28 protein-coding genes and 1 tRNA gene are annotated in these 24,428 nt (G+C 68.2%); 13 read left to right on the top strand and 16 right to left on the bottom strand.

Annotated elements, in window-relative coordinates:
• Positions 1-111: 111 nt before the first annotated feature.
• Positions 112-516 (top strand): YkvA family protein, encoded by a 405-nt coding sequence (locus J2852_RS03520; RefSeq protein WP_209871024.1) that lies wholly within the window; start codon positions 112-114, stop codon positions 514-516.
• Between the two features lie 24 nt (positions 517-540).
• Here the strand turns inward: J2852_RS03520 and J2852_RS03515 are convergent, their stop codons facing one another.
• The 11 genes from J2852_RS03515 to ccmA form a co-directional block, all read right to left on the bottom strand.
• Positions 541-2,217, bottom strand: coding sequence for a sensor histidine kinase (locus J2852_RS03515; protein ID WP_209871021.1), 1,677 nt, complete (start codon positions 2,215-2,217; stop codon positions 541-543).
• A gap of 253 nt (positions 2,218-2,470) precedes the next feature.
• Positions 2,471-3,856, bottom strand: coding sequence for a c-type cytochrome biogenesis protein CcmI (ccmI, locus tag J2852_RS03510; protein ID WP_209871018.1), 1,386 nt, complete (start codon positions 3,854-3,856; stop codon positions 2,471-2,473).
• On the bottom strand, positions 3,856-4,374 hold the full coding sequence (locus J2852_RS03505; RefSeq protein WP_343206675.1) for a cytochrome c-type biogenesis protein: 519 nt from the start codon (positions 4,372-4,374) through the stop codon (positions 3,856-3,858). Before J2852_RS03505 ends, ccmI begins: the two co-directional genes overlap by 1 nt.
• Positions 4,371-4,907 carry a DsbE family thiol:disulfide interchange protein gene (locus J2852_RS03500; protein WP_209871014.1) on the bottom strand — a complete coding sequence of 179 codons (537 nt, stop codon included), beginning with the start codon at positions 4,905-4,907 and terminating at the stop codon, positions 4,371-4,373. The genes J2852_RS03505 and J2852_RS03500 overlap by 4 nt, the downstream gene beginning before the upstream one ends.
• A gap of 19 nt (positions 4,908-4,926) precedes the next feature.
• Positions 4,927-6,918 (bottom strand): heme lyase CcmF/NrfE family subunit, encoded by a 1,992-nt coding sequence (locus tag J2852_RS03495; RefSeq protein WP_209871011.1) that lies wholly within the window; start codon positions 6,916-6,918, stop codon positions 4,927-4,929.
• 7 nt (positions 6,919-6,925) lie between these two features.
• On the bottom strand, positions 6,926-7,393 hold the full coding sequence (gene ccmE, locus J2852_RS03490; protein WP_209871008.1) for a cytochrome c maturation protein CcmE: 468 nt from the start codon (positions 7,391-7,393) through the stop codon (positions 6,926-6,928).
• Positions 7,390-7,620: a heme exporter protein CcmD gene (gene ccmD, locus J2852_RS03485; protein ID WP_209871005.1), complete on the bottom strand. Its 231-nt coding sequence runs from the start codon at positions 7,618-7,620 to the stop codon at positions 7,390-7,392. The genes ccmE and ccmD overlap by 4 nt, the downstream gene beginning before the upstream one ends.
• 18 nt (positions 7,621-7,638) lie before the next feature.
• Entirely contained in the window at positions 7,639-8,358 is a 720-nt protein-coding gene (locus J2852_RS03480) for a heme ABC transporter permease (protein ID WP_209871002.1), read from the bottom strand.
• A gap of 133 nt (positions 8,359-8,491) precedes the next feature.
• Positions 8,492-9,076, bottom strand: a complete 585-nt coding sequence (locus J2852_RS03475; protein ID WP_209870999.1) for a hypothetical protein — start codon at positions 9,074-9,076, stop codon at positions 8,492-8,494.
• 7 nt (positions 9,077-9,083) lie between these two features.
• Positions 9,084-9,749 carry a heme exporter protein CcmB gene (gene ccmB / locus J2852_RS03470; protein ID WP_209870997.1) on the bottom strand — a complete coding sequence of 222 codons (666 nt, stop codon included), beginning with the start codon at positions 9,747-9,749 and terminating at the stop codon, positions 9,084-9,086.
• Positions 9,746-10,420, bottom strand: coding sequence for a heme ABC exporter ATP-binding protein CcmA (ccmA, locus tag J2852_RS03465; RefSeq protein ID WP_209870994.1), 675 nt, complete (start codon positions 10,418-10,420; stop codon positions 9,746-9,748). Before ccmA ends, ccmB begins: the two co-directional genes overlap by 4 nt.
• A 377-nt stretch (positions 10,421-10,797) precedes the next feature.
• On the opposite strand from ccmA, the gene J2852_RS03460 reads away from it, so the two are divergent.
• From J2852_RS03460 to J2852_RS03440, 5 genes are all read left to right on the top strand, one after another.
• Positions 10,798-12,477 (top strand): putative transporter, encoded by a 1,680-nt coding sequence (locus J2852_RS03460; protein WP_209870991.1) that lies wholly within the window; start codon positions 10,798-10,800, stop codon positions 12,475-12,477.
• A 119-nt stretch (positions 12,478-12,596) separates the two neighbouring features.
• Positions 12,597-13,403, top strand: coding sequence for an ABC transporter ATP-binding protein (locus J2852_RS03455; protein ID WP_209870989.1), 807 nt, complete (start codon positions 12,597-12,599; stop codon positions 13,401-13,403).
• A gap of 72 nt (positions 13,404-13,475) precedes the next feature.
• Positions 13,476-14,330, top strand: a complete 855-nt coding sequence (locus J2852_RS03450; RefSeq protein ID WP_343206674.1) for a lysine/arginine/ornithine ABC transporter substrate-binding protein — start codon at positions 13,476-13,478, stop codon at positions 14,328-14,330.
• A gap of 196 nt (positions 14,331-14,526) precedes the next feature.
• Positions 14,527-15,231, top strand: a complete 705-nt coding sequence (locus J2852_RS03445) for an ABC transporter permease (RefSeq protein ID WP_209870985.1) — start codon at positions 14,527-14,529, stop codon at positions 15,229-15,231.
• Positions 15,232-15,235: 4 nt separating this feature from the next.
• Complete coding sequence (locus tag J2852_RS03440) at positions 15,236-15,925, top strand: ABC transporter permease (protein ID WP_209870983.1); 690 nt, start codon at positions 15,236-15,238, stop codon at positions 15,923-15,925.
• A 128-nt stretch (positions 15,926-16,053) separates the two neighbouring features.
• Here the strand turns inward: J2852_RS03440 and J2852_RS03435 are convergent.
• Positions 16,054-16,129, bottom strand: a tRNA-Ala gene (locus J2852_RS03435).
• A 182-nt stretch (positions 16,130-16,311) separates the two neighbouring features.
• Between J2852_RS03435 and J2852_RS03430 the strand changes: the two genes are divergently transcribed.
• From J2852_RS03430 to J2852_RS03415, 4 genes are read left to right on the top strand one after another with little or no spacing between them, the layout of a single operon-like run.
• Positions 16,312-16,596, top strand: a complete 285-nt coding sequence (locus J2852_RS03430) for a YggT family protein (protein WP_209870980.1) — start codon at positions 16,312-16,314, stop codon at positions 16,594-16,596.
• Positions 16,596-16,940 carry a DUF167 domain-containing protein gene (locus J2852_RS03425; protein WP_209870977.1) on the top strand — a complete coding sequence of 115 codons (345 nt, stop codon included), beginning with the start codon at positions 16,596-16,598 and terminating at the stop codon, positions 16,938-16,940. Before J2852_RS03430 ends, J2852_RS03425 begins: the two co-directional genes overlap by 1 nt.
• Positions 16,933-17,838 carry a bifunctional methylenetetrahydrofolate dehydrogenase/methenyltetrahydrofolate cyclohydrolase FolD gene (gene folD / locus J2852_RS03420; RefSeq protein WP_209870974.1) on the top strand — a complete coding sequence of 302 codons (906 nt, stop codon included), beginning with the start codon at positions 16,933-16,935 and terminating at the stop codon, positions 17,836-17,838. Before J2852_RS03425 ends, folD begins: the two co-directional genes overlap by 8 nt.
• Positions 17,835-18,827, top strand: a complete 993-nt coding sequence (locus J2852_RS03415) for a magnesium transporter CorA family protein (protein WP_209870972.1) — start codon at positions 17,835-17,837, stop codon at positions 18,825-18,827. Before folD ends, J2852_RS03415 begins: the two co-directional genes overlap by 4 nt.
• Positions 18,828-18,866: 39 nt before the next feature.
• On the opposite strand, the gene J2852_RS03410 is transcribed toward J2852_RS03415, so the two are convergent.
• Positions 18,867-19,868, bottom strand: coding sequence for a DUF6976 family protein (locus tag J2852_RS03410; protein WP_209870969.1), 1,002 nt, complete (start codon positions 19,866-19,868; stop codon positions 18,867-18,869).
• 215 nt (positions 19,869-20,083) lie between these two features.
• On the opposite strand from J2852_RS03410, the gene J2852_RS03405 reads away from it, so the two are divergent.
• On the top strand, positions 20,084-21,496 hold the full coding sequence (locus J2852_RS03405; RefSeq protein WP_209870966.1) for an ATP-binding protein: 1,413 nt from the start codon (positions 20,084-20,086) through the stop codon (positions 21,494-21,496).
• Positions 21,497-21,498: 2 nt separating this feature from the next.
• Here J2852_RS03405 and J2852_RS03400 read toward each other — a convergent pair whose 3' ends face one another.
• Entirely contained in the window at positions 21,499-21,801 is a 303-nt protein-coding gene (locus J2852_RS03400) for a 4a-hydroxytetrahydrobiopterin dehydratase (protein ID WP_209870963.1), read from the bottom strand.
• A 147-nt stretch (positions 21,802-21,948) separates the two neighbouring features.
• Here J2852_RS03400 and J2852_RS03395 point away from each other — a divergent pair, with 147 nt between their 5' ends.
• Both J2852_RS03395 and J2852_RS03390 read left to right on the top strand, forming a co-directional pair.
• A complete protein-coding gene (locus tag J2852_RS03395; RefSeq protein ID WP_209872066.1) occupies positions 21,949-22,299 on the top strand; it encodes a metallopeptidase family protein in 351 nt (116 codons plus the stop codon).
• 6 nt (positions 22,300-22,305) lie between these two features.
• Positions 22,306-23,067 (top strand): SAM-dependent methyltransferase, encoded by a 762-nt coding sequence (locus tag J2852_RS03390; protein ID WP_209870960.1) that lies wholly within the window; start codon positions 22,306-22,308, stop codon positions 23,065-23,067.
• Here J2852_RS03390 and J2852_RS03385 read toward each other — a convergent pair.
• Positions 23,064-23,651, bottom strand: a complete 588-nt coding sequence (locus J2852_RS03385; protein WP_209870958.1) for a uracil-DNA glycosylase family protein — start codon at positions 23,649-23,651, stop codon at positions 23,064-23,066. The genes J2852_RS03390 and J2852_RS03385 overlap by 4 nt on opposite strands.
• The gene (gene cobB / locus J2852_RS03380; RefSeq protein WP_209870956.1) at positions 23,651-24,382 is read right to left on the bottom strand and encodes a Sir2 family NAD+-dependent deacetylase; all 732 of its coding nucleotides are present in this window, start codon (positions 24,380-24,382) and stop codon (positions 23,651-23,653) included. The genes J2852_RS03385 and cobB overlap by 1 nt, the downstream gene beginning before the upstream one ends.
• Between the last annotated feature and the right edge of the window lie 46 nt (positions 24,383-24,428).

Here is a 24,428-nt window from a genome sequence, read left to right as displayed (position 1 = left end):
ATTGTTGGCGCTGTTGCGCTGTTGGTCGAGCGATAGCACCTTTGTAACAGATTGCCGCAGCCGGAATGATGCGGCGTTTGGGCCAGAGATTTAGCAGGCTAGGGAGATCCCATGCAGACCGCCACCGACGCGGGCACCGCCGGAAGCACCGACCTGACCGTCATCGATCCGATCCGGGTCGAGCGGGACGAGACCTACGTGCGCCGCCGCTTCTGGGACAAGCTGCGCGCCAACCTGCACCGCGTGCCGTTCCTGGATCAGGCGCTGGCCGCCTTCTACTGCGCCACCGATCCGGCGACGCCGATGAAGGCCAAGGCGATGCTGCTGGCGGCGCTGGCTTATTTCATCATGCCGGTGGACGTTGTGCCGGATTGGCTGATCCTGGCCGGCTTCACCGACGACGCGGCGGTGCTGGCCGCCGCCATCCAGGCCGTGCGCATGAACATGAAGCCGGAACATCTGGAGCGCGCCCGCGCCACGCTGGAGGCGGAGCGGAAGAAGGCCGAGGCGGCCTGACGGCAGCGGTTTGACGGTGCGGGCTCAGGCGGAAACGTTCAACGGCACCTGCACCGAGAAGCGGGTGCCCGGCTGGCGCGGTTCCACGGTCAGCGTGGCGCCGAGCTGGCTGGACAGCGCGTGGACCAGACGCATGCCCAGGCTGGCACCGCGGCGCCAGTCGAAGCCCTCGGGCAGGCCGACGCCCCGGTCCTCCACAGTCAGGCGCACGGTGTCGCCGACGCGGACAAGACCCACGGAAAGCGGCTTCGGCCCATCGCCCGGATAGGCGTGCTTGACCGCGTTCATCAGCAATTCGTTGGCGATCAGGCCGAGCGGGACGGCCTGATCGGTCGGCACCTCCACCGGTTCCACCGCCAGTTCCAGCCGCCAGTCGCCGCTCTCCGCCAGGGCCGAGCGCTCCACGTCGCGGCAGAGCGCCGTCAGATAGTCGTGGAAGGGGATCACCTGCACGTCCTCCACCTTGTAGAGGAGCTGGTGAATGTCGCTGACGGCGCGGACGCGGCGCCCGGCCTCGGTCAGCTGGGCGCGCAGTTCCGGATTCTCAATGCTCTGGCTTTGCAGGGCCAGCAGGCTGGAGACCACCTGAAGGCTGTTCTTGATGCGGTGGTTGACCTCCCGCATCAGCAGGTCCTTCTGCGCCAGCGCCTCGTTGCGCTGGTCGAGGGCGGCTTCCAGCGAGGCGGTGCGCTGGCGCACGCGCTCCTCCAAGGCGTTCTGGACGAGGCGGGCGGTCCGCGCCTGCCGGAAGCCGAAGGCGGACAGGGCCAGCAGCGCGGCGGCGGCGGCGGCGGCCAGGGCGGCGTAGGGGGCGAGCTGCCATCGCCACGCGGCCAACACTGGGGCCAGTTCGGTGCGGACGGCGACGTGGATGGGCCAGGGCTCGACACGGCGGTGGGCGAAAATGGCGTCCTCGCCCATCATGATGCCGCTGACCGGGTTGGCCTGCACCGCGCGCTGCCCGAGTTCCCGCACCGGCGGGGGGGCCTGCGGGTTCGGTTCGGGATGGCGCACCAGCACGCTGAAGTCCGGGGTGCGGAACATCAGGATCGTCGGGTCGTAGGGCAAGTCCAGCCGGCGGTAGAACTCCGCGAAATAGGCCGGGTCCACGGTCACCGACGCGATGCCGAGAAAGCCGCCGTCCCGGTCGCTCAGGCGGCGGCTGACCAGGAAGGTCGGTTTCCGCGTCACGCGGCCGACGATCACCTCGCTGATGTAGGGCCGGTCGGGGGCCGAGAGATGGGCGCGGAAAAAATCCCGGTCGGCGGCGTCGGACTGGGGCACCGGGAAGGCCATCGTGGACAGGCGCAGCCGGCCGGTCGCGTCGTTCAGCCAGACGGCGTCGAGGAAGGGCAGGCGCTCCTCCTCATGGCGCAGGCTTTCCCAGATGGAGCGCGACGATTCGATCTCGTCCCAGCTCAACTCCTGCGTCCAGTGGGCGGCGTGTTCGACCAGCAGGTCGGCGGCGTCGAACAGGCGGGCGGCGTGCTCGGCCAGAATGTGGGCGGCGGACTCCGCGCGCTCCGACGCCTCGCTGATGAAGCGCTGCCGCGATTCCACGGCCAGGACCGCCACCGCCGTCAGAAGGAACACCAAGCCCGCCGCAGCCAGCCAGCCGATGGCCGCTTCCAGCCGGGGGCGATGGAGCGGAGAACGTGCCGTCGCGGACGGTGCGGCGCTGGAGGCGGCGTCATAGGGCATTAAGGGTGTGGACCGGCTGAATGGATTGCGCGCTATCCTAGCGCGGAGGGCAATCCGACGGACTCAGCCTTTCGTTCGCCTACATATGGCCTATCCCGTCTTCCTGCGGGACGTTGGAGGCGGCTGATCGTCGTGCGAGCCTCTTAGATGGTCTGCCGGGTTCGGGCTTTTCAGCGGCGATGCTGTGACAATTAAGGGGGTGGAAGGGGCGGGGCTGTCGGAACCTTCCGTCAACCCCGCCCCGGCATCAACCTCAGCCTCCAGCCTTCAGGGCATCCAGGCGGGCGCGGATCAGGGCGTATTCGGGGTCGCTGGGCTGGAACTGGGCGAGCAGGCGGCCCCAAAGGTCCGACGCTTCGGCAGTCTGGCCGGCGTCGGCGGCGTTGAGGCCGAGCAGCCACAGCGCGTCGCGGTTGTCCGGCTCGGCCGTCAGCGCCTGGCGGAGCGCGTCCACCGCCTCGGTGGGCATGGTGGAGGAGGGCTTGTCGGATCGGGCCTCGGCCGACAGCAGGGCCGTGGCGTAGGCGACCAGCACGTCGGGGCGGTTCGGCGCCTGGGCCTTGGCCTTGAGCGTGGCCTCCACCGCCTTCTGCCGCTCGCCGAGGACGGAGTAGGAGCGGGCGAGCTTCAGCCAGCCGTCCACGTCGGCCGGGTTGGTCTCCAAGCGGGCGGCCAGAGAGTCCACCATGCCCCGGATCATCTTTTCCTGGGCCGGCGGGGGGCCGCCGTTGGGCGCCTGACTCTCGGCGACCGGCGGCTGTTCCGGGGGCAGCGGCTGCGGCGTGACGGCGGCCGGGTCGAGGTTGAGAGCCTTGGCGGTCTGCTGGATCTGCGCCAGCACGACCGGCACCCACGGCGCGTCGGACGGGGATTCGGCCATCAGACCGCGCCAGCGCTCCAGCGCGTCCTTGAGATCGCCGGCCTGGAAACGAGCCAGCGCGGCGTAGAAGCGCGCGCGTGGCTCCTTCGGGTCCTTCTCCAGGATGCCGTCGAAGGCGATGCGGGCTTCCTCCGGCACGGTGCCGCCGTTGGCGCTGGTCAGCACCTCGGCGTAGCTGCCCAGGATGTCCACGTCGCCTTTGGACAGGCCGACGGCCTTGCGCAGCGCGTCGGTGGCCTCCGTATAGCGGCCCATCTTGGCGTAGGCCTGGCCGAGGATGGCCCAGCCCTGCGGATCCGCCGGGTTCTGCTCAAGCTGGGCGCGCAGCTTGTCCATGGCCGCGAGGACGTTCTGCGGCGGGGCACCGCGTTCCTGCTCCAGATTGCGGGAGGCGAGCGGCTGGGCCGGGGCGTCCGGGCGTCCGGTCTTGCCGTAGATGGCCAGCGCGCCCAGCGGCAGGGCGACGGCGAGCAACGCCGCCAGAACCTTGGCGCTGCGCGGGGTGGCGGCGGCCGGAGCGGCCTTTTCGTCCGCCACGGCGAGCATGCGACGACCGATCTCCGCCTTGGCGGCGGCGGCCTGCGCCTCGCTGATGAGGCCGCGCGCCTGCTCGCGTTCCAACTCGCTCAGCTGGTCGCGGTAGACCTCCAGGTCGTAGGCGGAGCGGGAGTCGGCCTGCGTGCGCGGCTTCAGCAGCGGCGGCACGATCAGCAGCACCACGCCCGCCGTCATGGCGGCGGCGACGATCCAGAACAGCATCAGGCGTCTTCCTTGCCCAACTTGTTTTGATTGAGAAGGGCGTCGAGACGCCGGCGCTCGTCCTCGGTCAGGGGGGCGGTGTCGGCGCCGCCGGCCCCGACGGCAATGCCGTCAGTGCCCTTGCGGCCGCGCAGGTAAAGGGCGGTGACCACCGCGCCGATGGCCAGGATGATGAAGGGGCCGATCCACAGGAACAGCGTCGTCGCCTTGAAGGGCGGGCGCAGCAGCACGTAGTCGCCGTAGCGGTCGGTGACGAAGCCCAGCACCTGTTCGTTGCTGTCGCCGGCCTTCAGCCGCTCGCGCACGAGGACGCGCAGGTCGCGGGCCAGCGGGGCGTTCGAATCGTCGATGGACTGGTTCTGGCAGACGAGGCAGCGCAGATCCTTGCTGATCTCGCGCGCGCGGGTCTCCATGGCCGGGTCGGGCAGAACCTCGTCCGGCTGGACCGCGTGCGCGGCGACCGGGGTGAGGGCCAGGGCAAGGGCGAGGAGCACGCCTTTCAGGATCGGGACCTTCACGACGCTGCCCTCAACTGCTTGACGAGGGGGAGGATCTGCTCCTCGACCACCTGCGGGGTGAGGGGGCCGACGTGCTTGAAGCGGATGCGGCCCTGGCGGTCCACCAGGAAGGTCTCCGGCACGCCGTAGACGCCCCAGTCGATGGACGCGCGGCCGTCGAGGTCGGCGCCGATGCTGGCGTAGGGGTCGCCGTTGCGCTGAAGCCAGGCCAGCGCGTCCTCCGCCTTGTCCTTGTGGTTGATCGCGCGGACGGTCACGCCCTGCTCCCGCGCCAGGCGGGTGATGACCGGGTGTTCCACCTTGCAGGGGATGCACCAGGAGGCGAAGACGTTCACCAGCGTCACGTCGCCCTTCAGCGTGGCGTTCGACAGCCCTTCCTTGCGGCCGGGCAGGGGCGGCAGGTCGAACGCCGGCACCGGCTTGTCGATCAGGGCCGAGGGGATGTTGCGCGGGTCGCGCTCGAACCCCAGGAAGAAGGCCACGCCGACGCCGACGAACAGCAGCAGGGGCAACAGGAAGATCAGGCGGCGCATCGGGTCGTCCCCCAGTTCCTTACTCGGCGGGCTGCATGGCGGGTTTCGGGGTGCGGCGGCGTTCCGGCACGCCGATCCGGAAGCGCCGGTCGGTCAGGCTGACGAGGCCGCCGGCCATCATCCCCATGGCGCCGATCCAGATCCACGGCACCAGCGGGTGGTGGTAGAGGCGCACGATCCAGGCCGTGCCGTTCTGGGTGGGGTCGCCCAACGCGACGTAGACGTCCGACAGCCAGGTGGTGTGGATGGCGGCCTCGGTCGTGGTCATGCGGGTGACCGGATAGCTGCGGCGCTCCGGCGTCAGGGTGGCGATGTGCTTGCCGTCCTTGGTGACGGTGAAGACGCCCTCGTCCGCAGTGAAGTTCGGACCCTGTCGCACGCCGATGCTGTCGAAGCTGATGGAGTAGCCGGCCACGGTCGCCGTCTGGCCCGGCTTCATGGCCTCGATCACCTCCGACTGCCAGGCCGAAGTGCCGGTCATGCCGGCGATGGCGATGCCCATGAAGGCGTGCGCGATGGTCATGCCCCAGGCGCTGCGCGGCAGGTTGACGGCGCGGTTCCAGCTGTCCTTCAGGGGCACGCGGAACAGGCGGATGCGCTCCGCGAACTCGGCCAGCGAGCCGAAGAAGGCCCAGGCGGCCAGCGCCACGCCGACCAGCGCCAGCAGCGGCCCGCCGCCGTTCGTGATGTAGGCGGCGATGGCGACGCACACCGTCGTGGCGACGGCGGCGCTCCACAGGCGGGTCAGGGCGCCGGTCAGGTCGGCGCGCTTCCAGGCCAGGAAGGGACCGACGACCATGGCGATGATCATCGGGATCGCAACCGGGATGAAGGTGGCGTTGAAGAAGGGCGGGCCGACCGACACCTTGCCCAGATTCAGCACGTCGAGGAACAGCGGGTACAGCGTGCCGATGAACACCGTCGCCGTCGCCGTGGACAGCAGCAGGTTGTTCAGCACCAGCGAGCCCTCGCGGCTGATCGGCGCGAACAGGCCGCCTGCCTTCAGGGTCGGCGCGCGCAGGCTGTAGAGCAGCAGCGAACCGCCGGTGGCGATGCCCAGCAGGACCAGGATGAACACGCCGCGCGCCGGGTCCACCGCGAAGGCGTGCACCGAGGTCAGGATGCCCGAGCGCACCAGGAAGGTGCCCATCAGCGACAGCGAGAAGGTGAGGATCGCCAGCAGGATGGTCCAGGTCTTCAGCGCGTCGCGCTTCTCCACCACGATGGCGGAGTGCAGCAGCGCCGTGCCGGCCAGCCAGGGCATGAAGGAGGCGTTCTCGACCGGGTCCCAGTACCACCAGCCGCCCCAGCCCAGCTCGTAATAGGCCCACCAGGAGCCCAGCGCGATGCCGGCGGTCAGGGTGGACCAGGCGGCCAGCGTCCAGGGGCGCACCCAGCGCGCCCAGGCCGGGTCCACGCGCCCCTCGATCAGGGCGGCGACCGCGAAGGAGAAGGCCATGGAGAAGCCGACATAGCCCGCGTAGAGGAACGGCGGGTGGAAGGCGAGTCCGGGATCCTGAAGCAGCGGGTTCAGGTCGTTGCCGTCGAGCGGCGCCGGGATCACGCGGATGAAGGGGTTGGAGGTGACCAGGATGAACAGAAGGAAGCCGACCCCGATCATGCCCTGCACGGCGATGACGCGCGCCTTCAGCGTCGGCGGCAGGTTGCGGCCGAAGAGCGCCACAGCCGCGCCGAACGCGGTCAGCATGACGACCCACAGCATCATCGAGCCCTCGTGGTTCCCCCACACGCCCGAGACCTTGTAGAGCATCGGCTTCAGCGAGTGGCTGTTGGCAACCACGTTCGACACGCTGAAATCGGACACCACATGCGCCCAGGTCAGCGCGCCATAGGCCACCAGCACCAGCAGCAGCTGGGCGATGGCGGCGGGGCGGGCGACGCCCATCCAGGCGGCGTTGCCGGTGGCGGCGCCGACGAGCGGAACGCCGGACTGCACCAGCGCCACGAACAGCGCCAGCACCAGCGCGTAATGGCCGAGTTCGGGGATCACGGTCCCGCTACTCCTTCTTCACCGTCTCGGTTTTCAACGGTTGGGTGGTCGCCTTGAAGTGTTCGGCCTCTTTCAGCGCGTCGGCCACTTCGGGCGGCATATAGTTTTCGTCGTGCTTGGCCAGCACCTCGCGCGCCTGGAAGACGCCGCCGGCCATCCTGCCTTCGGTCACCACGCCCTGGCCCTCGCGGAACAGGTCGGGCAGCTGGCCGCGGTAGGTGACGGCGACCGTGTTGACCGTGTCGGTCACGCGGAATTCGGTGGTGACGCCGTCGGGGAGCTTCTTGACGCTACCCTCCTCGACCAGCCCGCCCAGGCGGAAATTGCGGTCGCCGACGTCCTGCGTCTGCAACTGCGTCGGGCTGAAGAAGAAGACGATGTTGTCCTCGAACGCGGTCAGCGTCAGGGCGGTGGCCGTGCCGAGGCCCAGCAGGGCGAGGCCAAGCATGTAAAGGCGGCGTTTCTTGCGGGTCATCCTTCACCAACCTCCGCCGCGCCGACCTTGGGGGAGGTCGCTGCGGCATCGTTGCGGCGCGGGCGGCGGCGGGCCGGACGACTGCCTTCCAGCGCCTTCAGCGTCGTCTCGGACGAACGCAGGGTCTTGAAGGTGGCGACCAGGAGCCCGATCAGCACCAGCGCCGCCACCCCGTAGGCCGGCCAGACGAACGCGGCATAGCCGCCCATCGCGAAAAAATCGGACATGGTTCAGCCTTCCTGCCTTCAGCCCTGCGCCTCGGTCAGGCGCATCGTCTGGATCTTGCGCTGGACGATCTCCGCCTTCAGGCGCAGCAGGACCACCGTGATAAAATAGGTGGTGAAGCCGAACGCCATGACCAGAAGCGGGGTCAGCATCGTGCCGTCGATGGTCGGGCCGCCCATGCGGATCACGCTGGAGGGCTGGTGCAGGGTGTTCCACCAGTCCACCGAGAACTTGATGATCGGCACGTTCACGATGCCGACCAGAAGCAGCACGTTGCCCGCGCGCATGCCGCGCTGCGGATCGTCGAATGCGTTCACCAGCGCCATGTAGCCCAGGTACAGGAAGAACAGGATCAGCACGCTGGTCAGCCGCGCGTCCCACACCCACCACGTCCCCCACATCGGCGCGCCCCACAGCGAGCCGGTGACGAGGCAGATGAAGGTGAAGCCGGCGCCGACGGGTGCGGCGGCCTTGGCGAACAGGTCGGCCAGCGGATGCTTCCAGACGAGGCCGCAGGCGGCGGCGATGGCCATGTTGACGTACACGAACAGGCTCATCCACGCGGCGGGCACGTGGATGTACATGATCCGCACCGTCTCGCCCTGCTGGTAGTCGGGCGGCGAGCTGAACAGCGAGAAGTACAGCCCCACGATCAGCAGGACGACGGTCGCTCCGGCGCTCCACGGCAGAATCGCCGAGGACAGGCGCTGGAAACGGGCAGGGTTGGCGAAACGATGCATAGGACCTTTGGGCCTCTGGTCGCGTTCCGGACGATATAAGCGCACACATGCCAGAGCGCGAGGGGTTTCGCCTTGATCTTCGTCACGAAGCGTGGCGGTTTCAGGGCGGCTCAGCCTAAAGACCAAACGAGGCTCAACGTGATCGGGGCGCGGGGGCTTCTTCCACTGCTCGTTTCACCGCGGCCAGAAGACGGCGGCGAATGAAGCCGCTGAAGGGCCGGATGACCATCCAATAGGGCGCGAAACGGCGCCGGGACGGGGCGTCCGGACAAAAGACCCGCGTTTCCGTCGCCAGGAGGATCGCGCCGTTTTCCGGCGTGGCCGTAAAATTCAACGCCAGCTTGGGGACGCCCGGCTGATCGAAGGCGGCGAAGGCGGCCGCGTCCGCCATGGGAACGAGATCGAAATTCATCCGCCAGAAGCGTCCCACCAACCCATAGGCGACCTCGCGATCGCCATTGCGGCCGAGCGGCACGAAGTCGGCCATGCCGAACGGGCGCTGATCCACCGTCGTCATCTCGACGCCGAAGACACCGGCGATCCGCGCTGGAAGCTCCCGAGCCGCCATGATGCGGCGAACCAGGGGATCATCCGCCGGATCGAAGGCGACAGCCGCGTCCAGAACCCGCGCCGCCGTGGACGCGACCCGAATGTGGTGCCGTTCGGCGAACTGATGGTCGGGCAGATAATGCGACAGCAGTGACGCGGGCAGGGACATGGCGCCCCTACTCCAGCGCCTGCCTGAGCGCCGCAGCGCCCGCCCACGGCGCCAGCGGAAGCGCGCCGGCCAGCAGGCCGCCCAGCAGCAGCAGGTGCGGGCGCGGGGTGAGGCCGTTCAGCGCGGCATCGATGGCGCCGGCTCCGAAGATCAGCACGGGGATGTAAAGCGGCAGGATCAGCAGCGACAGCAGCACGCCGCCGCGCCGGGCGCCCAGCGTCAGGGCAGCGCCGATGCTGCCGATCAGGCTGAGGATCGGGGTGCCGACCGACAGGGTCAGGACCAGGACGCCGAAGCCCTCCGCGTCCATGTTCAGCAGGACCGCCAGCAACGGGGCGGCGACGATCAGCGGCACGCCGGTGACCAGCCAGTGGGCCAGCGTCTTCGCCAGAACCACCGCCTCCATGGGCAGGGTGGAGAGCGACAGAAGCTCCAGCGAGCCGTCCTCGTAATCGTTCTGGAACAGGCGTTCGAGCGACAGCAGCGAGGCCAGCAGGGCCGCCACCCAGATCACGCCGGCCGCGATGCGGGCGAGGATGTTGGGCTCCGGCCCGACGCCGAAGGGGAACAGGACCACGCACAGGACGAAGAACATCACGGCGATGGTGGCGTCGGAGCCCTGGCGCAGGGCCAGCCGCAGGTCGCGCGCGACAAGGCGCAGGAAGCGGGTCATGCCGCGTCCTCCTCATGCATGTCGTCTTCGTCGTGCTCGTCGTGGTAGGGAGTGAAGTCGTCCAGATGCAGGTCGCGCGCGCCGGGGGTTGCGATGTCCGTGTGGGTGGACAGCGCCACCATGCCGCCGGCCGCCCGGTGTTCGGCGATCATCCCCTCAAACAGGGCGATTGCTGCGCGGTCCAGCGCCACGGTCGGCTCGTCCAGCAGCCACAGGGTGGCCGGGGCGGCGATGATGCGGGCGAGGTTCAGGCGGCGCTTCTGCCCGGCCGACAGATAACGGCCCGGCACGTTGGCGATGTGCGGCACGCCTAGGCGGTCGAGCGCGGCCAGGGCGCTGGCGCGCGGATCGGGGGCGCCGCCCAGATTGGCCCAGAAGGTCAGGTTCTCCACCGCGCTCAACACCGGCTTCACGGCGTCAAGGTGGCCGACGTAATGGATTTTCGCGCGATGGCCGTCGGGATCGTCGGGAACCGGGACGCCGTCCCAGGAGAGCTGGCCGCGAAAGGGCTTCAGCAAGCCGGCCATGACGCGCAGCAAGCTCGACTTGCCGCTGCCGTTGGGGCCGAGCAGGACCAGCGCCTCCCCCGGCCCGATTCGGAAATCCAGCCCGGTGAAGACCAGCCGGTCGCCGCGAAGGCAGGTCAGCTCGGAACCGGCGAAGACGGGCATGGGCGGGGGCGCGCTCTCTCGATGAATGGGCAGGGAGCTATAGCACAGGGATTCCGGAGGCCCAAAAGAAACGGATTCCAAAAGAAACGGCCGCCGCAAGGGGGTTCTTGCGGCGGCCGCGGAACCAGCCGGGGCCTGGCTGGTGGCGCCGTGGGGCTGGCGCCCGTGGTCGCAGAGGTGGGATCGCGGGGGTCACGTCCCATGGCTTCTTAAGGTGCCAAAATGGCTGCGTTCCTTCTATGCGAAGAAAGTGGCGAAATTTTGATGGGCTGCGGTGGACGGATCGGTTGGGCCGGGTTGACCGTTGCTCCGGGCGGCTTGTCCAGGCATTCATAGCAACCACGAACGCGCGAACCGAAACAGTCCGGAAACGCCCCATGACCCTGCTGCTCGACCTGTTCAATGGGCTGCCCGACATCGCCCGCCTCATGCTGGTGCTGAGCGCCATCGCGGCGGCGGGGCTGGCCTTTGGCCAGATCAAGGTGAAGGGCGTGGGGCTCGGCATCGGCGGCGTTCTGTTCGCCGGCCTCGCCGCCGGGCACATCGCCAAGCAGGTGGGCGTCGATTTCGACCACCATGTGCTGCACTTCCTGCGTGAATTCGGGCTGATCCTGTTCGTCTACACCATCGGCATCCAGGTCGGACCCGGCTTCTTCGCGGCGCTTCGGCGGTCCGGCCTGACGCTGAACCTGCTGGCGGCGGCGCTGGTGCTGCTGGGCGTGCTGACGGCGGCGGCGATCCACCTGATCGCGGACGTTCCGCTGCCCGCCGTGCTGGGCGTCTTCTCGGGCGCGGTCACCAACACGCCCTCGCTGGGCGCGGCGCAGCAGATTTTGCAGGAGGTCGGGGCGTCCGAGGCCGACATCAGCACGCCCAGCCTGGGCTACGCCGTGGCCTACCCGTTCGGCATCCTGGGCATCCTCATCACCATGGGGCTGGTCCGCTTCGTCTTCCGAATCGACCCGGTGGCCGAGGCCGAGGCGTTCGAGAAGAAGCGCAAGGCGGAGGTGGAGAATCTGGAGACGCTGGACGTCGCCGTGCGCAACCCGGCGGTGGTCGGCACCGCGCTGAAGGACATCCATCTGTTCGGTGACTTGGGCGTGATGGCGTCGCGCATGCTGCGCGAGGGACGGCTTCAGGTGCCGCACCCGGACACCACGATCCAGCCGGGCGACGTGTTCCACCTCGTCGGGCCGCGCACCAAGCTGGAGAAGATGAAGGCCTATCTGGGCCAGGAATCCGACGTGACGCTGACCACCAAGGGCACCGACATGCGGTGGGACCGGCTGGTCGTCACCAACGAGCATGTGCTGGGCAAGACCATTGCGCAGCTGAACCTGGCCGACACCCACCGCGTGGTGGTCAGCCGCGTGAACCGCGCGGGCGTGGAGCTGGTCCCGAACCCGGCGCTGCATCTTCAGTTCGGCGACATCGTCACCGCCATCGGCCGTCCGGCGGATTTGCAGAAGGTCGCCCCGCTGCTCGGCAATTCGCAGAAGCGCCTGCAGCAGGTGGAGTTCATCCCGGTCTTCATCGGCATCCTGCTGGGCGTGATCCTCGGCTCCATCCCGCTGTATGTGCCGGGCATGCCGGCGCCGCTGAAGCTGGGGCTGGCCGGCGGGCCGCTGGTCGCCGCCATCGTGCTCGCGCGAATCGGGCACATCGGGCCGCTGGTGTGGTTCATGCCGCCGGCCGCCAATCTGGCCCTGCGCGAGATCGGCATCGTGATGTTCCTGGCCGTGGTCGGCTTCCTGTCCGGCGGGCGGTTCCTGGAAACGTTGGTGCACGGCGACGGGCTGGCCTGGATGGGCTACGGCGTGCTGGTGACGCTGGTGCCGCTGCTGATCGTCGGCTTCTACGCGCGCGTGGTGAAGAAGCTGAATTACCTGACCATCTGCGGCCTGCTGTCGGGAAGCATGACCGACCCGCCGGCACTGGCCTTCGCCAACGCCATGAGCCCGTCGGAAGCGCCGGCGCTGGCCTACGCCACCGTCTACCCGCTGGTGATGTGCCTGCGCATCCTGTCACCGCAACTTCTGGTCCTCTTCCTTTGGTGAGGGATGAGGATTTCCCAGGGTAGTCGCGCAAAATCCGCGTTGCGGGGGACGGGCCGGCGGTCTAGCCTGTGGCTCAATCCATGATTGGTCACACCATTGGCCCCCACCGACAGCGACGCATGCACCGACATCCGCCCACCAACCCCAACGCGCCCGAAGCCGTCGTCATCGAGGATTTGCACAAACGGTTCGGAGAGTTGGAAGTCCTGAAAGGCGTGTCGCTGACCGCGCGCGAAGGCGACGTCATCACGCTGATCGGCTCCTCCGGTTCGGGCAAGAGCACGCTTCTGCGCTGCATCAACATGCTGGAGGTGCCCGACGAGGGACGCGTCGTCATCGGCGGCGAGGCCATCGGGCTGAAGAAGGGGCGCGGCGGACGCACCGTTCCGGCCGACGTCCGGCAGGTGGACCGCATCCGCACCCGCCTCGGCATGGTGTTCCAGAACTTCAACCTCTGGACCCACATGACGATCCTGGAGAACGTCATCGAGGCGCCCGTGCATGTGCTGGGCGTGTCCAGGGCCGAGGCTATCGACCGCGCCCGCATGCTTCTGGACAAGGTCGGCATCCTGTCCAAGGCCGAGTCCTACCCGATCCAGCTGTCGGGCGGGCAGCAGCAGCGCGCCGCCATCGCGCGGGCGCTGGCCATGCAGCCCAAGGTCATGCTGTTCGACGAGCCGACCTCCGCCCTCGACCCCGAACTGGTGGGCGAGGTGCTGCTGGTCATCCGCCAGCTGGCGGAGGAGGGCAACACCATGATCCTGGTGACGCACGAGATGGGCTTCGCCCGCGAGGTCGCGTCGGAGGTGGTGTTCCTGCACCAGGGCCGGATCGAGGAGCAGGGGCCGCCGGACAAGGTTCTGGTGAACCCCGATTCGGAGCGGGTGCGGCAGTTTCTGTCGCGCCACCTGTCCGGAGCCGCTTGACCAAACTGTAACCCGTCAAAGTTCAAAGACCGGCCCGGCAACAAGGGCCATCCGAACAGAGGAGGTTGATCCGTGAAGAAGATCGTTGCGGCGAAGAAGATCATTGGGGCTCTGGCGCTCGGCGCCATCGTGGCGGCCGCCGGCGGCGCTGCCGAGGCCAAGGAGTGGAAGAAGGTCCGCGTCGCCACCGAGGGCGCCTACGCCCCGTGGAACGCCACCGATCCGTCGGGCAAGCTGATCGGCTTCGAGGTCGATCTGGCCAAGGAACTCTGCAAGAAGATGAACGCCGAGTGCGAGATCGTCGCCCAGGATTGGGACGGCATGATTCCGGCGCTGCAGCAGGGCAAGTACGACGCCATCATGGCCGCCATGTCGATCACCGACGAGCGCGAGAAGGTCATCACCTTCGCCGGCCCCTACGGCACCGAGCCGTCGATGTTCGGCACCATGAAGAACTCGCCGCTGGCGCAGGTGAAGTTCGACGCGGAGCGCATCGACCTCGCCGCCGACGCCCCGGCCAACAAGGCGGCCATCGACAAGATGGCGGAGGCGCTGAAGGGCAAGACGGTGGGCGTGCAGACCTCCACCATCCAGGCCAACTTCATGGAGAAGCACCTGCCGAAGGTGTCGGTCCGCACCTACGACAAGCTGGACAACGCCGGCATCGATCTGGCCGCCGGCCGTGTGGACGCTATCTTCGGCGACCGTTCGGCGACCGAGGCCATCGTGAAGACCAACAAGGACATGACCCTGTTCGGTCCGGGCTTCGCGCGCGGCGTGCTGGGCAAGGGCGTGGGCGTCGGCCTGCGCAAGGCCGATGGCGACCTGAAGGAGCTGTTCAACAAGGCCATCGCTGAGGCCAACAAGGACGGCACCATCACGAAGCTGAGCACGCAGCACTTCGGCTACGACATCTCCATCAAGTAACGTTTTCCCTTCGCTCCTTCGGGGCTTCGCGAAAGCTGTCTTCCTCCGTCATTCCCGCGAAAGCGGGAATCCAGGGCATTCCGGCGAGTGTCCGAGTTGCCCTGGGTCCCTGCCTGCGCGGGGATGACGGGAACGGTGAAGCACACTCCTTTCGCAAGGCCTTCCCGATGGGGAGAGGGAACGGCGCCCGGTGCTCATGTTCGAACTTCTTTCATTCGGTCCAGGCGGGTGGGGCGGACAACTCCTGTCGGGGGCGGCGATGACCGTCGCCGTGTCGCTGTCGTCCTTCGCGCTCGGCATCCTCTTCGGCTCGGCCGGGGCGGCGGCGAAGCTCAGCCACAGCCTGATCCTGAACGGCGTTGCCGAGGTCTACACCACCGTCGTGCGCGGCGTGCCGGAACTGCTGGTCATCTACCTGCTGTTCTTCGGCGGCGGCGGCATGGCCATGGCCTTGGCCGGCGTCTTCGGTTACGAGGGCTACATCGAGCTGAACGCCTTCACCATCGGCGTGCTGGCGGTGGGGCTGATCTCCGGCGCCTATTCGACGGAGGTGATCCGGGGCGCCGTGCAGGCGGTCCCCATGGGCCAGATCGAGGCGGCGCGCGCCTGCGGCATGAGCCGCTGGCTGATCCTGCGCCGCATCCTGGTGCCGCAAACGCTGCGCTACGCGCTGCCGGGGCTCGGCAATGTGTGGCAGCTGACGCTGAAGGACACGGCGCTGATTTCCGTGACGGCGCTGGCCGAGATCATGCGCGTGGCGCATGTGGCGGCGGGGTCCACCCGCCAGCCGTTCCTGTTCTACACCACCGCGGCGGCCCTCTACCTCGTGCTGACGACCGTTTCGACGGCGGCGTTCGAACGGGCGGAGCGCTATGCCAGCCGTGGCGTGCGGAGGGCCTGAACCGGTGAATTGGGAACTGATGTGGGACAGCGTGCCGACCCTGCTGGGCGGCGTCCCGGTGACCCTGGAACTGGTCGGGCTGGCGCTGCTGTTCGGTGCGGTCGTGGCCTTCGCCGTGGCGATGCTGCGCCTGTCCGGCAACCGAATCGCCGAGCGGGCGATGGCCGCCTACGTGTTTGTGTTCCGCGGCACGCCGCTGCTGGTGCAGATTTTTCTCATCTACTACGGGCTTGGGCAGTTTGCGTTCGTTCGCGACAGTTTCCTGTGGCCCTTCCTGCGCGAGCCCTTCTGGTGCGCCATCCTGGCGCTGACCCTCAACACCGGGGCCTACACCAGCGAGATCCTGCGCGGTGCCATCCTGTCGGTCCCGCTGGGGCAGGTGGAGGCGGCGCGCGCCTGCGGCATGTCGCGGACGCTGGTGTTCCGCCGCATCGTGCTGCCGGTCGCCATCCGCCAGATGCTGCCGGCCTACGGCAACGAAATCATCCTGATGGTCAAGGCCAGCTCGCTCGCCAGCACCATCACGCTGCTGGAGATCACCGGCATCGCGCGCAAGGTGATCGCACAGTCCTTCGCCGTGTTTGAGATCTTCATCGTGGCGGGGACGATCTACCTGCTGCTGAACTTCCTCGCCTCGCGCGCCATCCGCTACGCGGAGTGGCGCATGACGCCGTACCTGCGGGCGCGGGGGTAATTCGCATATTTCGCATATGTGCTGTTGGGCCGCCCTTTGGTTGGCCCAACCTGCAATGCGGGCAACAAACGACGCGGGCAACAAAAAAGCGGCCGAAAGGCCGCTTGCGCATTTTACGTCCGGGAAATTGGTGGAGCCGAGGAGGATCGAACTCCCGACCTACGCATTGCGAACGCGTCGCTCTCCCAGCTGAGCTACGGCCCCACACACCGTCACCGGCGTGGGCGGGATAATGGTCATGGCAGGGGGGCGTGTCAAGCCTTCTCGCTCGCATGAGCGTGCTCGCGCGAAAGAGGTGTGGGTGCACCCTCCGCGCGGCACTGGACAGGCGTCAAAGCTTGTGATTAGGGTGCCCCAAAATCGGAACAAAATGGGACGGGCCGGGCATGATTGCACTGTACCTGCTGATCGACACCGTTCTCAGCCTCTTCGTCTGGCTGCTCATCGCATCGGCGGTGTTGAGCTGGCTGGTGGCGTTCAACGTCGTCAACACGCGCAACCGCGCGGTCTACGCGATCGGCGACTTCCTCTACCGGATCACCGAGCCGGTGCTGCGGCCGATCCGCCGGGTCATCCCGAACATGGGCGGCATCGACATTTCGCCGATCGTTCTGATCCTGATCATCTTCTTCATCCGCAACCTGATGGCCGAATACTGGCCGCGCTTCTGATGGCCCTGGATTCGAAGGCGGGTGCGATCGAACCCGTCGCAGACGGCGTCCGGCTGTCGTTGCGCGTGACGCCCAAGGCGTCGCGCAACGCGATTGGTGGGCTGGCCGACACGGCGCCCGGGGGCAAGGTGCTGAAGGTCTCGGTCACCGCCGTGCCGGAAAACGGCAAGGCGAACGAGGCGGTGGTGAAGCTGCTGGCGAAGGCGTGGAAACTGCCCAAGACCAGCCTGACGGTGGTGGCCGGCGCCACCGACCGGAACAAGATTGTGCATGTGGCCGGTGACCCGGCCGAGTTGATGCGCCGCCTGCCGGCGCTTGTGGAGACGGAGAATTCCGATGGCTGAAGCCAAGATCATCGACGGCAAGGCATTCGCGGCCGGGCTGCGGTCGCGCGTTGCCGAGGGCGTGGCCGCCCTCAAGGCCAGCCATGGCGTGACCCCCGGCCTCGCCGTCGTGCTGGTGGGCGAGGACCCGGCCAGCCAGGTCTATGTCCGCTCCAAGGAACGCGCCCTGGTCGAGCTGGGCATGAACAGCTTCGACCATCACAAGTCCGCCGACATGACCGAGGCGGACATGCTGGCCCTGATCGACACACTGAACGCCGACCCGGCGGTGCACGGCATCCTGGTGCAGCTGCCGCTGCCCAAGCACATGGACACCCAGAAGGTGCTGGCCCGCATCGCGCCGGAGAAGGACGCCGACGGCTTCCACGTCGTCAACGCCGGCCTGCTGGCGACCGGCAGCCCCGGCGCCACCATCCCCTGCACGCCGCTGGGGTGCCTGCTGCTGATCCGCGACGTGCTGGGCCGTGACCTGTCGGGCAAGCGGGCGCTGGTCATCGGCCGTTCCAACATCGTCGGCAAGCCGATGGCGCAGTTGCTGCTCCAGGCCGACTGCACGGTGACCATGGCCCATTCCCGCACCAAGGATCTGGCCGAGGAATGCCGGCGCGCCGACATCGTCGTGGCGGCGGTTGGCCGGGCGGAGATGGTGCGCGGCGACTGGATCAAGCCGGGTGCCGTGGTGATCGACGTCGGCATGAACCGCATTCCGGCGGCCGAAGAGGGCAAGACGAAGCTGGTCGGCGACGTGGCCTATGATGAGTGCGCCAAGGTGGCGGGCGCCATCACGCCGGTGCCGGGCGGCGTCGGGCCGATGACCATCGCCTGCCTGATGCTGAACACGCTGACGGCGGCCTGCCGCGCGGCTGGGGCTCCGGTCCCGGCCGAAGCTGTTGCATGATCACCGTCTACGCCCGGACCGGCGGTCGGGTCGTCGAGCAGCCGCTCGGCGTCGGCGATCCGCTGCCGCCGGGCACGGTGTGGATCGATCTGCTGCGCCCGGACGAGGCGGAGCGCGCGCATGTGGGGGCGGCCACCGGCTGCGACCTACCGACGCGCGAGGAAATGAAGGAAATCGAGGCGTCGAGCCAGCTCTACACCGAGGGCGACGCGGTCTACCTGACCGCCACCGTCATCGTGCGGGCCGACACGCCCTACCCGGAGCAGGGCGAGCTGACCTTCGTGCTGACGCCCCGGCACGTCATCACGCTGCGCTATTCCGAGCCGCGCTCCGTCGCCACCTTCGCGGCGCGTACCGGGCGCCAGCCGGAGCTGCTGGCGAGCGCGGAGGACGCGCTGCTCGGCCTTCTCGACGCGGTCATCGACCGGCTGGCCGACGTGCTGGAGCTGATCGGTGCGCGCATCGACGGGCTGTCGGCGCGCGTCTTCAACGAATCGCTGGACAGCAAGGGCTTCGGGCGGGCGGCCAAGAAGCCGGACGAATTGCAGGACGTGCTGCGCGGCATCGGGCGCGCCGGTGACCTGACGCACAAGGTGCGGGACAGCCTCGCCGGGCTCGATCGGCTGGTGGCGTTCCTGACCTCGGTCACCGCCGGGCGGCTGAGCAAGGAGCAGAAGGCCGCGCTGAAGACCCTGACGCGCGACCTGCGCTCCCTGAACGAGCATGCGGGGTTCCTGGCGCATGAGTCCAACTTCCTGCTCGACGCCACGCTGGGCCTCATCAACATCGAGCAGAACGCCATCATCAAGATCTTCTCGGTGGTGGCGGTCGCGCTGATGCCGCCGACGCTGATCGCCTCGGCCTACGGGATGAACTTCCACCACATGCCGGAGCTGGACTGGGAGTTCGGCTATCCCATGGCGCTGGTGCTGATGGTACTGTCGGCGGTCGTGCCGCTCTGGTACTTCCGCCGGCGCGGGTGGCTTTAAAGGTCACTTCGGCGCCCAAGGTCACTTCGGCGCCCAAGGTCACTTTGGCGGTGGCGTGATCCCGTCGATGGTCAGGTAGACCAGAGTCTGATTCACCAGCACATAGGCAATCTCGCCGAAGGTCAGCGGTCCGGAGAAGGGCGCTACCGGCGCGCCGGGAAAGCCGGTGTACTGGTAATTGCGGATGCAGTTGCAGGCGAAGACCGGCTCCCCCGACGCCTCGGCCGCCGCCGTGCGGAAGGCGGCGTCGTAATCGTCGAGCGGGGCGGCGAAGCGGTAGGCGATGCCGGGGAACACCGGCGCGTAGAAGCGGACCTGCCCCGCGGCCTCATCGATGCTTTCGATCGAGACGTTGACCGGCGTCCCGAAATAGTCGGCGACCAGCGGCAGTTTCCGATCGATTCCCTGCTCACGGATGTAGCGGACGAGATTGACCGGTTCCCCATCCACCATGCATTCGGACGCGGTGAAGCTGCGCTCGGCGAAGCTGATGGCGGGGCCGTCGCCCTGGCGGAACGGGTTGACAATGCCGACCTTTGCCGACAGCCCGGCCGGCAGGGGCATGTGCATGGCCAGCGCCATGGTCGCGGAGGATTCGCCGGTCGCGCCGTTGAACACCTTTGGCGGGCGCTTGCCGACATCCTCGGCCGCGACGCCGGCGATCCAGCCGACCAGCGGTGCGTTGAAGACCCCCTCGAAGCTGAACACACCCTGGGCGAAGGCGGTGTGCGGTTCCGAAAAGGCGGGGATGATCAGGGCGGTGAAGCCGTTTTCCGGCGTGTTGGCGCCGATGCCGGACAGCGCTTCGGTGCCGTAGAAGCGGATCAGCGGGCTGGTCGCCGGCTCCGGCAGGGCGGCGGCGAAGACGCGGTCGCGACTGGCCACGCCGCCCGTCTCGGTCATGAAATAGGGGATGGTGCCGGCGATCCAGCGGCCGCGCGGCAGGCCGGTCAGCAACGCCTCGTCACCGGCCAGGAGCAGCGTCCGTCCGGATTCGATCAACGTTGCGGCCTCGTCTCGTTCGATCAGTCCAGGCGTCAAGCGGACATCCCCGTTTGCGCGAACAATCTCGTCATTCTGCACGGCGCCGTATGGCGCGCAAGCCGCCATGGCTTAGACCATGGTCGCATGGCAAACGCCTTTACACGCAGACCCAATCATGGTGCCCCGCCATAAAGGAATGGTAAAAGCCCTTGTTGTGTAAGGGATTTGGTGTGGGCTATATAAGATCACTGAGTTGATCTTGCCAGGACGCCATGCGGATTCTGACCGAAGCCGAGATGATGGGCCGCGTGGCGCTCGACAATCCCTGGTGGGACGGCTCACGGCGGGATGGCGGCGCGCCGGAGGCCGAGATGGCGGCCCTGCCTCGCCGAGCCTTCTTCGACACCTTCCTGCGCCGGGTCAGCCGAGCGGAGGGCGCTCCGCCGCTGGTGTTGGCCGGTCCCCGGCGCGTCGGCAAGACGGTGCTGATCCGTCAGGCGATCCAGCGTCTTCTGGAGACCGGCACACCAGCCGACGCCATCGCCTACGCCGCGCTGGACGCTCCGGCGGTGCAGGGACTTTCGCTTGACCGGCTGGTCGTGGCCTTGCGCGGCCGTGCGCCGGGGGCGGGGTTGGTCGTGCTCGACGCCATCCACCACGCGCGCGGCTGGGAGGAGCAATTGCCCGCCATCGCCGCCGCGCATCCGGATGCGCGGATCGTCGCCGTCTCCAGCGGGGGCGCGCGGCGGGAGGTGCCGGCGGGCTGCGAGGAGTTCGTGCTTCCGCCGCTGACTTTCGCCGAATACCTGCGCTTGACCGGGGCGGAGCGCGACCTGATCGAGCCCATGTTCTTCGGCAAGGGGACGCCGATGTATGTGGTGCACGACGTGGCGGCGCTGAACGCGCGCTTCCTGCACTACATCAACGGCGGTGGCTTTCCGGAGGCGCTGCTGCTGCGGTCGCATGGGGATGCCGCGCGCCTGCTGCGGACCGAGGTGCTGGGAGCGCTGCTGCACCAGGACCTGCCGGGGCTGACCAGCATCGGCGGTACGGCGGAGCTGAACGCGTTGCTGCTGCTGCTGGCCCGCAACACGGGGCGCGAGGTGTCCATTGAGGGCATTGCCGAGCGGGCCGGCATCGCCAAGAACACGATCCGCCGCTATCTCGATTACCTGGAGGCATCCTTCCTGATCGTCCGCATGGCGCGGGTGCACCCGGAAGGCGGGCGGTTCCAGCGCATGCGCACCTTCAAGATCCACCTGACGACGCCGTGCCTCTACGCCGCGCTATTCGGGCCGGTGGCGGCGGACGATCCGGTGCTGCCGGCGCTAGCGGAAAGCGCCGTGGTCGGGCAGTGGCTGGCCTCCCGCGAGTTGCCGCGGCTGCATTACGCGCGGCTGCCGGAAGGGCCGGTGGACCTCGTCTCCCTGTCGGCGGAGAACGGGCGGCCGTCCTGGGCCTGCGCGCTGGCCGGAATCGATGCGGCGGTCACCGATGGGGCTACGATCAACGGGCTGATCCAATTCGCCAAGCGTAACGCGCCGCTGCGCTGGGTCGGTGCCACGACGCAGACCGCCGCGTCGCTGAAGGCGCACGACGGGGTGGAGGTCTGGCACCGCCCAGCCAGCCAATACTGCTACGAGGTCGGCCGCCGCGTGGCCGACGAAGTAGGATCAGGAGGCTGATCTTAGCGGTCGTGAACCGGCGCGATCTGGTCCAGGCGGTGGGCGAAGTCCACATCGGCCTGGGTCACGCCGTCCACGGTGCGGGTGTAGAGGATCACCTCCACCCGGCCCATGTCGTTGAACCATTCGGGATGGTGGTCGGCGCGCTCGGCCAACAGGGCGACCTGGCTCATGAAGCCCCAAGCGGCGGGGAAGTTGGGGAAGTGATAGGTCTTGCGGATCGCGTCGCGCTCCAGCACCTCCGACCAGCCGTGCAGTTCTTTCAGGGCCGTCTGGCGCTTGGCGCCCACCAGCTTGTCCGACATCGACCTGTTTCCTCCCCGATGGTTTGAGTGCGAATTCCGGTTTACCGTCGCTTGGCCTCGCGGGCAAGTGTCGCTACCTTTCCCGTCATGACCCGCAAACCGGCACCTTCCCACACCATTCCGCCCTCCATGGACGACCTCGAACGCATGGCCGAGGACGCGCTGGAGACCATTCCGGGTGAGCTTCTGGCCCCGGTCGGCAACGTCATCATCCATGTCGAGGACTTCCCCGACGAGGAGACCGAGCGCGAGATGGAGCTGGAAAGCCCGTTCGACCTGCTGGGCCTCTACCGGGGCGTGGACCTGACGCGGCAGAGCGTCGCGGACGTGCGCAGCACCCCCGACATGATCTTCCTCTACCGCCGCCCCATCCTGGATTATTGGTGCGAGACGGGCGAAGATCTCTTCGCCATCGTCCGTCATGTCCTCATCCACGAGATCGGCCACCATTTCGGCCTGTCCGACGAGGACATGGATCGCATCGAAAGCATGGAGTGAATGCCGGTGGCGACGGAAATGGAGCGTTTTCTGGCCCTGCACGACGGGTTGCCGAGGCAGGCGCCGGGCTCCGACCCCGCCACCCAGGACGCCGTCCGTCGCTTGAGGCCCCATGGCTTGCCGGACGATCCGGCGGTGCTGGACATCGGCTGCGGGCCGGGGCGGTCGCTGATGATGCTGGGCCGCGTCACCGGCGGGCGCGTGACCGGCATCGACCTCCACGAACCTTTCCTGGCCGAGGCCCAGGCCCGCATCGACGAGGCGGGACTCGGCCGCCGGATGTCGGTGCGCAAGCATTCCATGCTGGAGCTGGACGGGTTCGCGGACGGCGGCTTCGACCTGCTGTGGGCGGAGGGCTCCATCTACATCGCCGGTTTCGACGAGGGGCTGCGGCGCTGGCGCCGTTTGCTGAAGCCCGGCGGGCTGGTCGGGCTGACTGAACTAACTTGGTTAGCTAAGGATCGGCCGGGGGAGGCGAAGGCCTTCTGGGACGCCGCCTATCCCGCGATGCGGACCGAGGCGGAGAACCGGACCGCTGCGGAGGCCGCCGGATACACGGTTCTGGACAGCTTTGCCCTGCCGGCCGAGGCGTGGTGGGACGAGTACTATGGCCCGCTGTCGGAGCGCGTCGCGGCCTATCGGCAGCGGCACGCGGGCGATCCGGACTGGACCGCCGTGCTGGACGCGGCGGCGGCGGAAATCGACCTCTATCGGCGCTTCGGGGACAGCTATGGCTACGTCTTCTACCTGCTGAAGCGGGTGGATTAGCCGTCCAACGCCTCCGCCACATGGCGTCGCAGGGCAGGAACCAGCTCTTCCTCGAACCACGGGTTCTTCTTCAGCCACGCGGTGTTGCGCCAGCTGGGGTGCGGCAGGGGCAGAAAGTCCGGCCGATAGTCGCGCCACGCGGCGACGGTCTCGGTCATGGTCCGCCGGCGGCGGTCGCCGAGATAGTGGGCCTGCGCGTACTGCCCGATCAGCAGGGTCAGCCGCACGCCGGTCAGGGCGGCGCGGAGCGGCGGGTGCCACAGCGGCGCGCATTCCGGGCGCGGCGGATAGTCGCCGCCTTTCGGCGCCGTGCCGGGGTAGCACAGGCCCATGGGCACGATGGCGATGCGGGACTCGTCGTAGAAGGCGGCGCGGTCCATGCCCAGCCATTGGCGCAGCCGGTCGCCGGACGGGTCGTTCCAGGGGATGCCCGTGGCGTGCACCCGCGCCCCCGGCGCCTGCCCGACAATCAGCAGGCGCGCGGTGGTGGAGCCGCGCAGGACCGGCCGGCAGCCGTGCGGCAGATGCGCCTCGCACAGCCGGCAGGCGCGCGCCCGCTCCAGAAGCTCCGAAAGCTCGGCCATCACGCCAGGGCGAGAAGGTCTTTGACGAAGGCCGGGACGACTTCGGTTGCCGGGCCGTGGATGGATTCGGCGAACTGGGTGGCGCCGAGCGAGGGTTCCAGGTTCAGTTCCACCGTGTAGGCGCCGGCTGAGCGCGCCTCGGCGACGAAGCCGGCCGCCGGATAGACGTTGCCGGACGTGCCGATGGACACGAACAGGTCGCAGGCGCCCAGGGCGCGGTAGATGCGCTCCATTTGGTAGGGCATCTCGCCGAACCACACGACGTCCGGGCGCATGCCGCCCTTGCGGGTGCAGGTCGGGCAGATGTCGTGCACCGACAGGTCGCCGTTCCAGTGCTCCACCGTGCGGCAATGGGCGCAGAAGACCTTCCGCAGCTCGCCGTGCATGTGGATCAGGTTCTGGGAGCCGGCGCGCTCGTGCAGGTCGTCGATGTTCTGGGTGACGATCAGCACCTCGCCGGGCCAGTTGCGTTCAAGCTCCACCAGGGCGGCATGGGCCGGATTCGGCTGGATCGCCGGGGCGAGCAGGCCGCGGCGGCGGTCGTTGTAGAACTGATGGACCAGGGCCGGATTGCGCTGGAAACCCTCCGGGGTCGCCACGTCCTCCAGATCCACCTTGGCCCAGATGCCGTCGGCGCAGCGGAAGGTGTCGAGGCCCGATTCCTTGGAGATGCCGGCCCCGGTCAGGATGACGATGGAGTCGGTCGGCTTCAGTTGGGTGGTAAACTGCATGGGCGCCCTGGCGGGGTTGGGGTGCGGATGATAGCTCTTTGACCCG

This window comes from Azospirillum soli (assembly GCF_017876165.1).
GTDB classification, from domain to species: Bacteria; Pseudomonadota; Alphaproteobacteria; order Azospirillales; family Azospirillaceae; genus Azospirillum; species Azospirillum soli.
The sequence above is the reverse complement of the archived record's forward strand: the minus strand, read 5'-3'. Positions and strand labels throughout refer to the sequence as shown.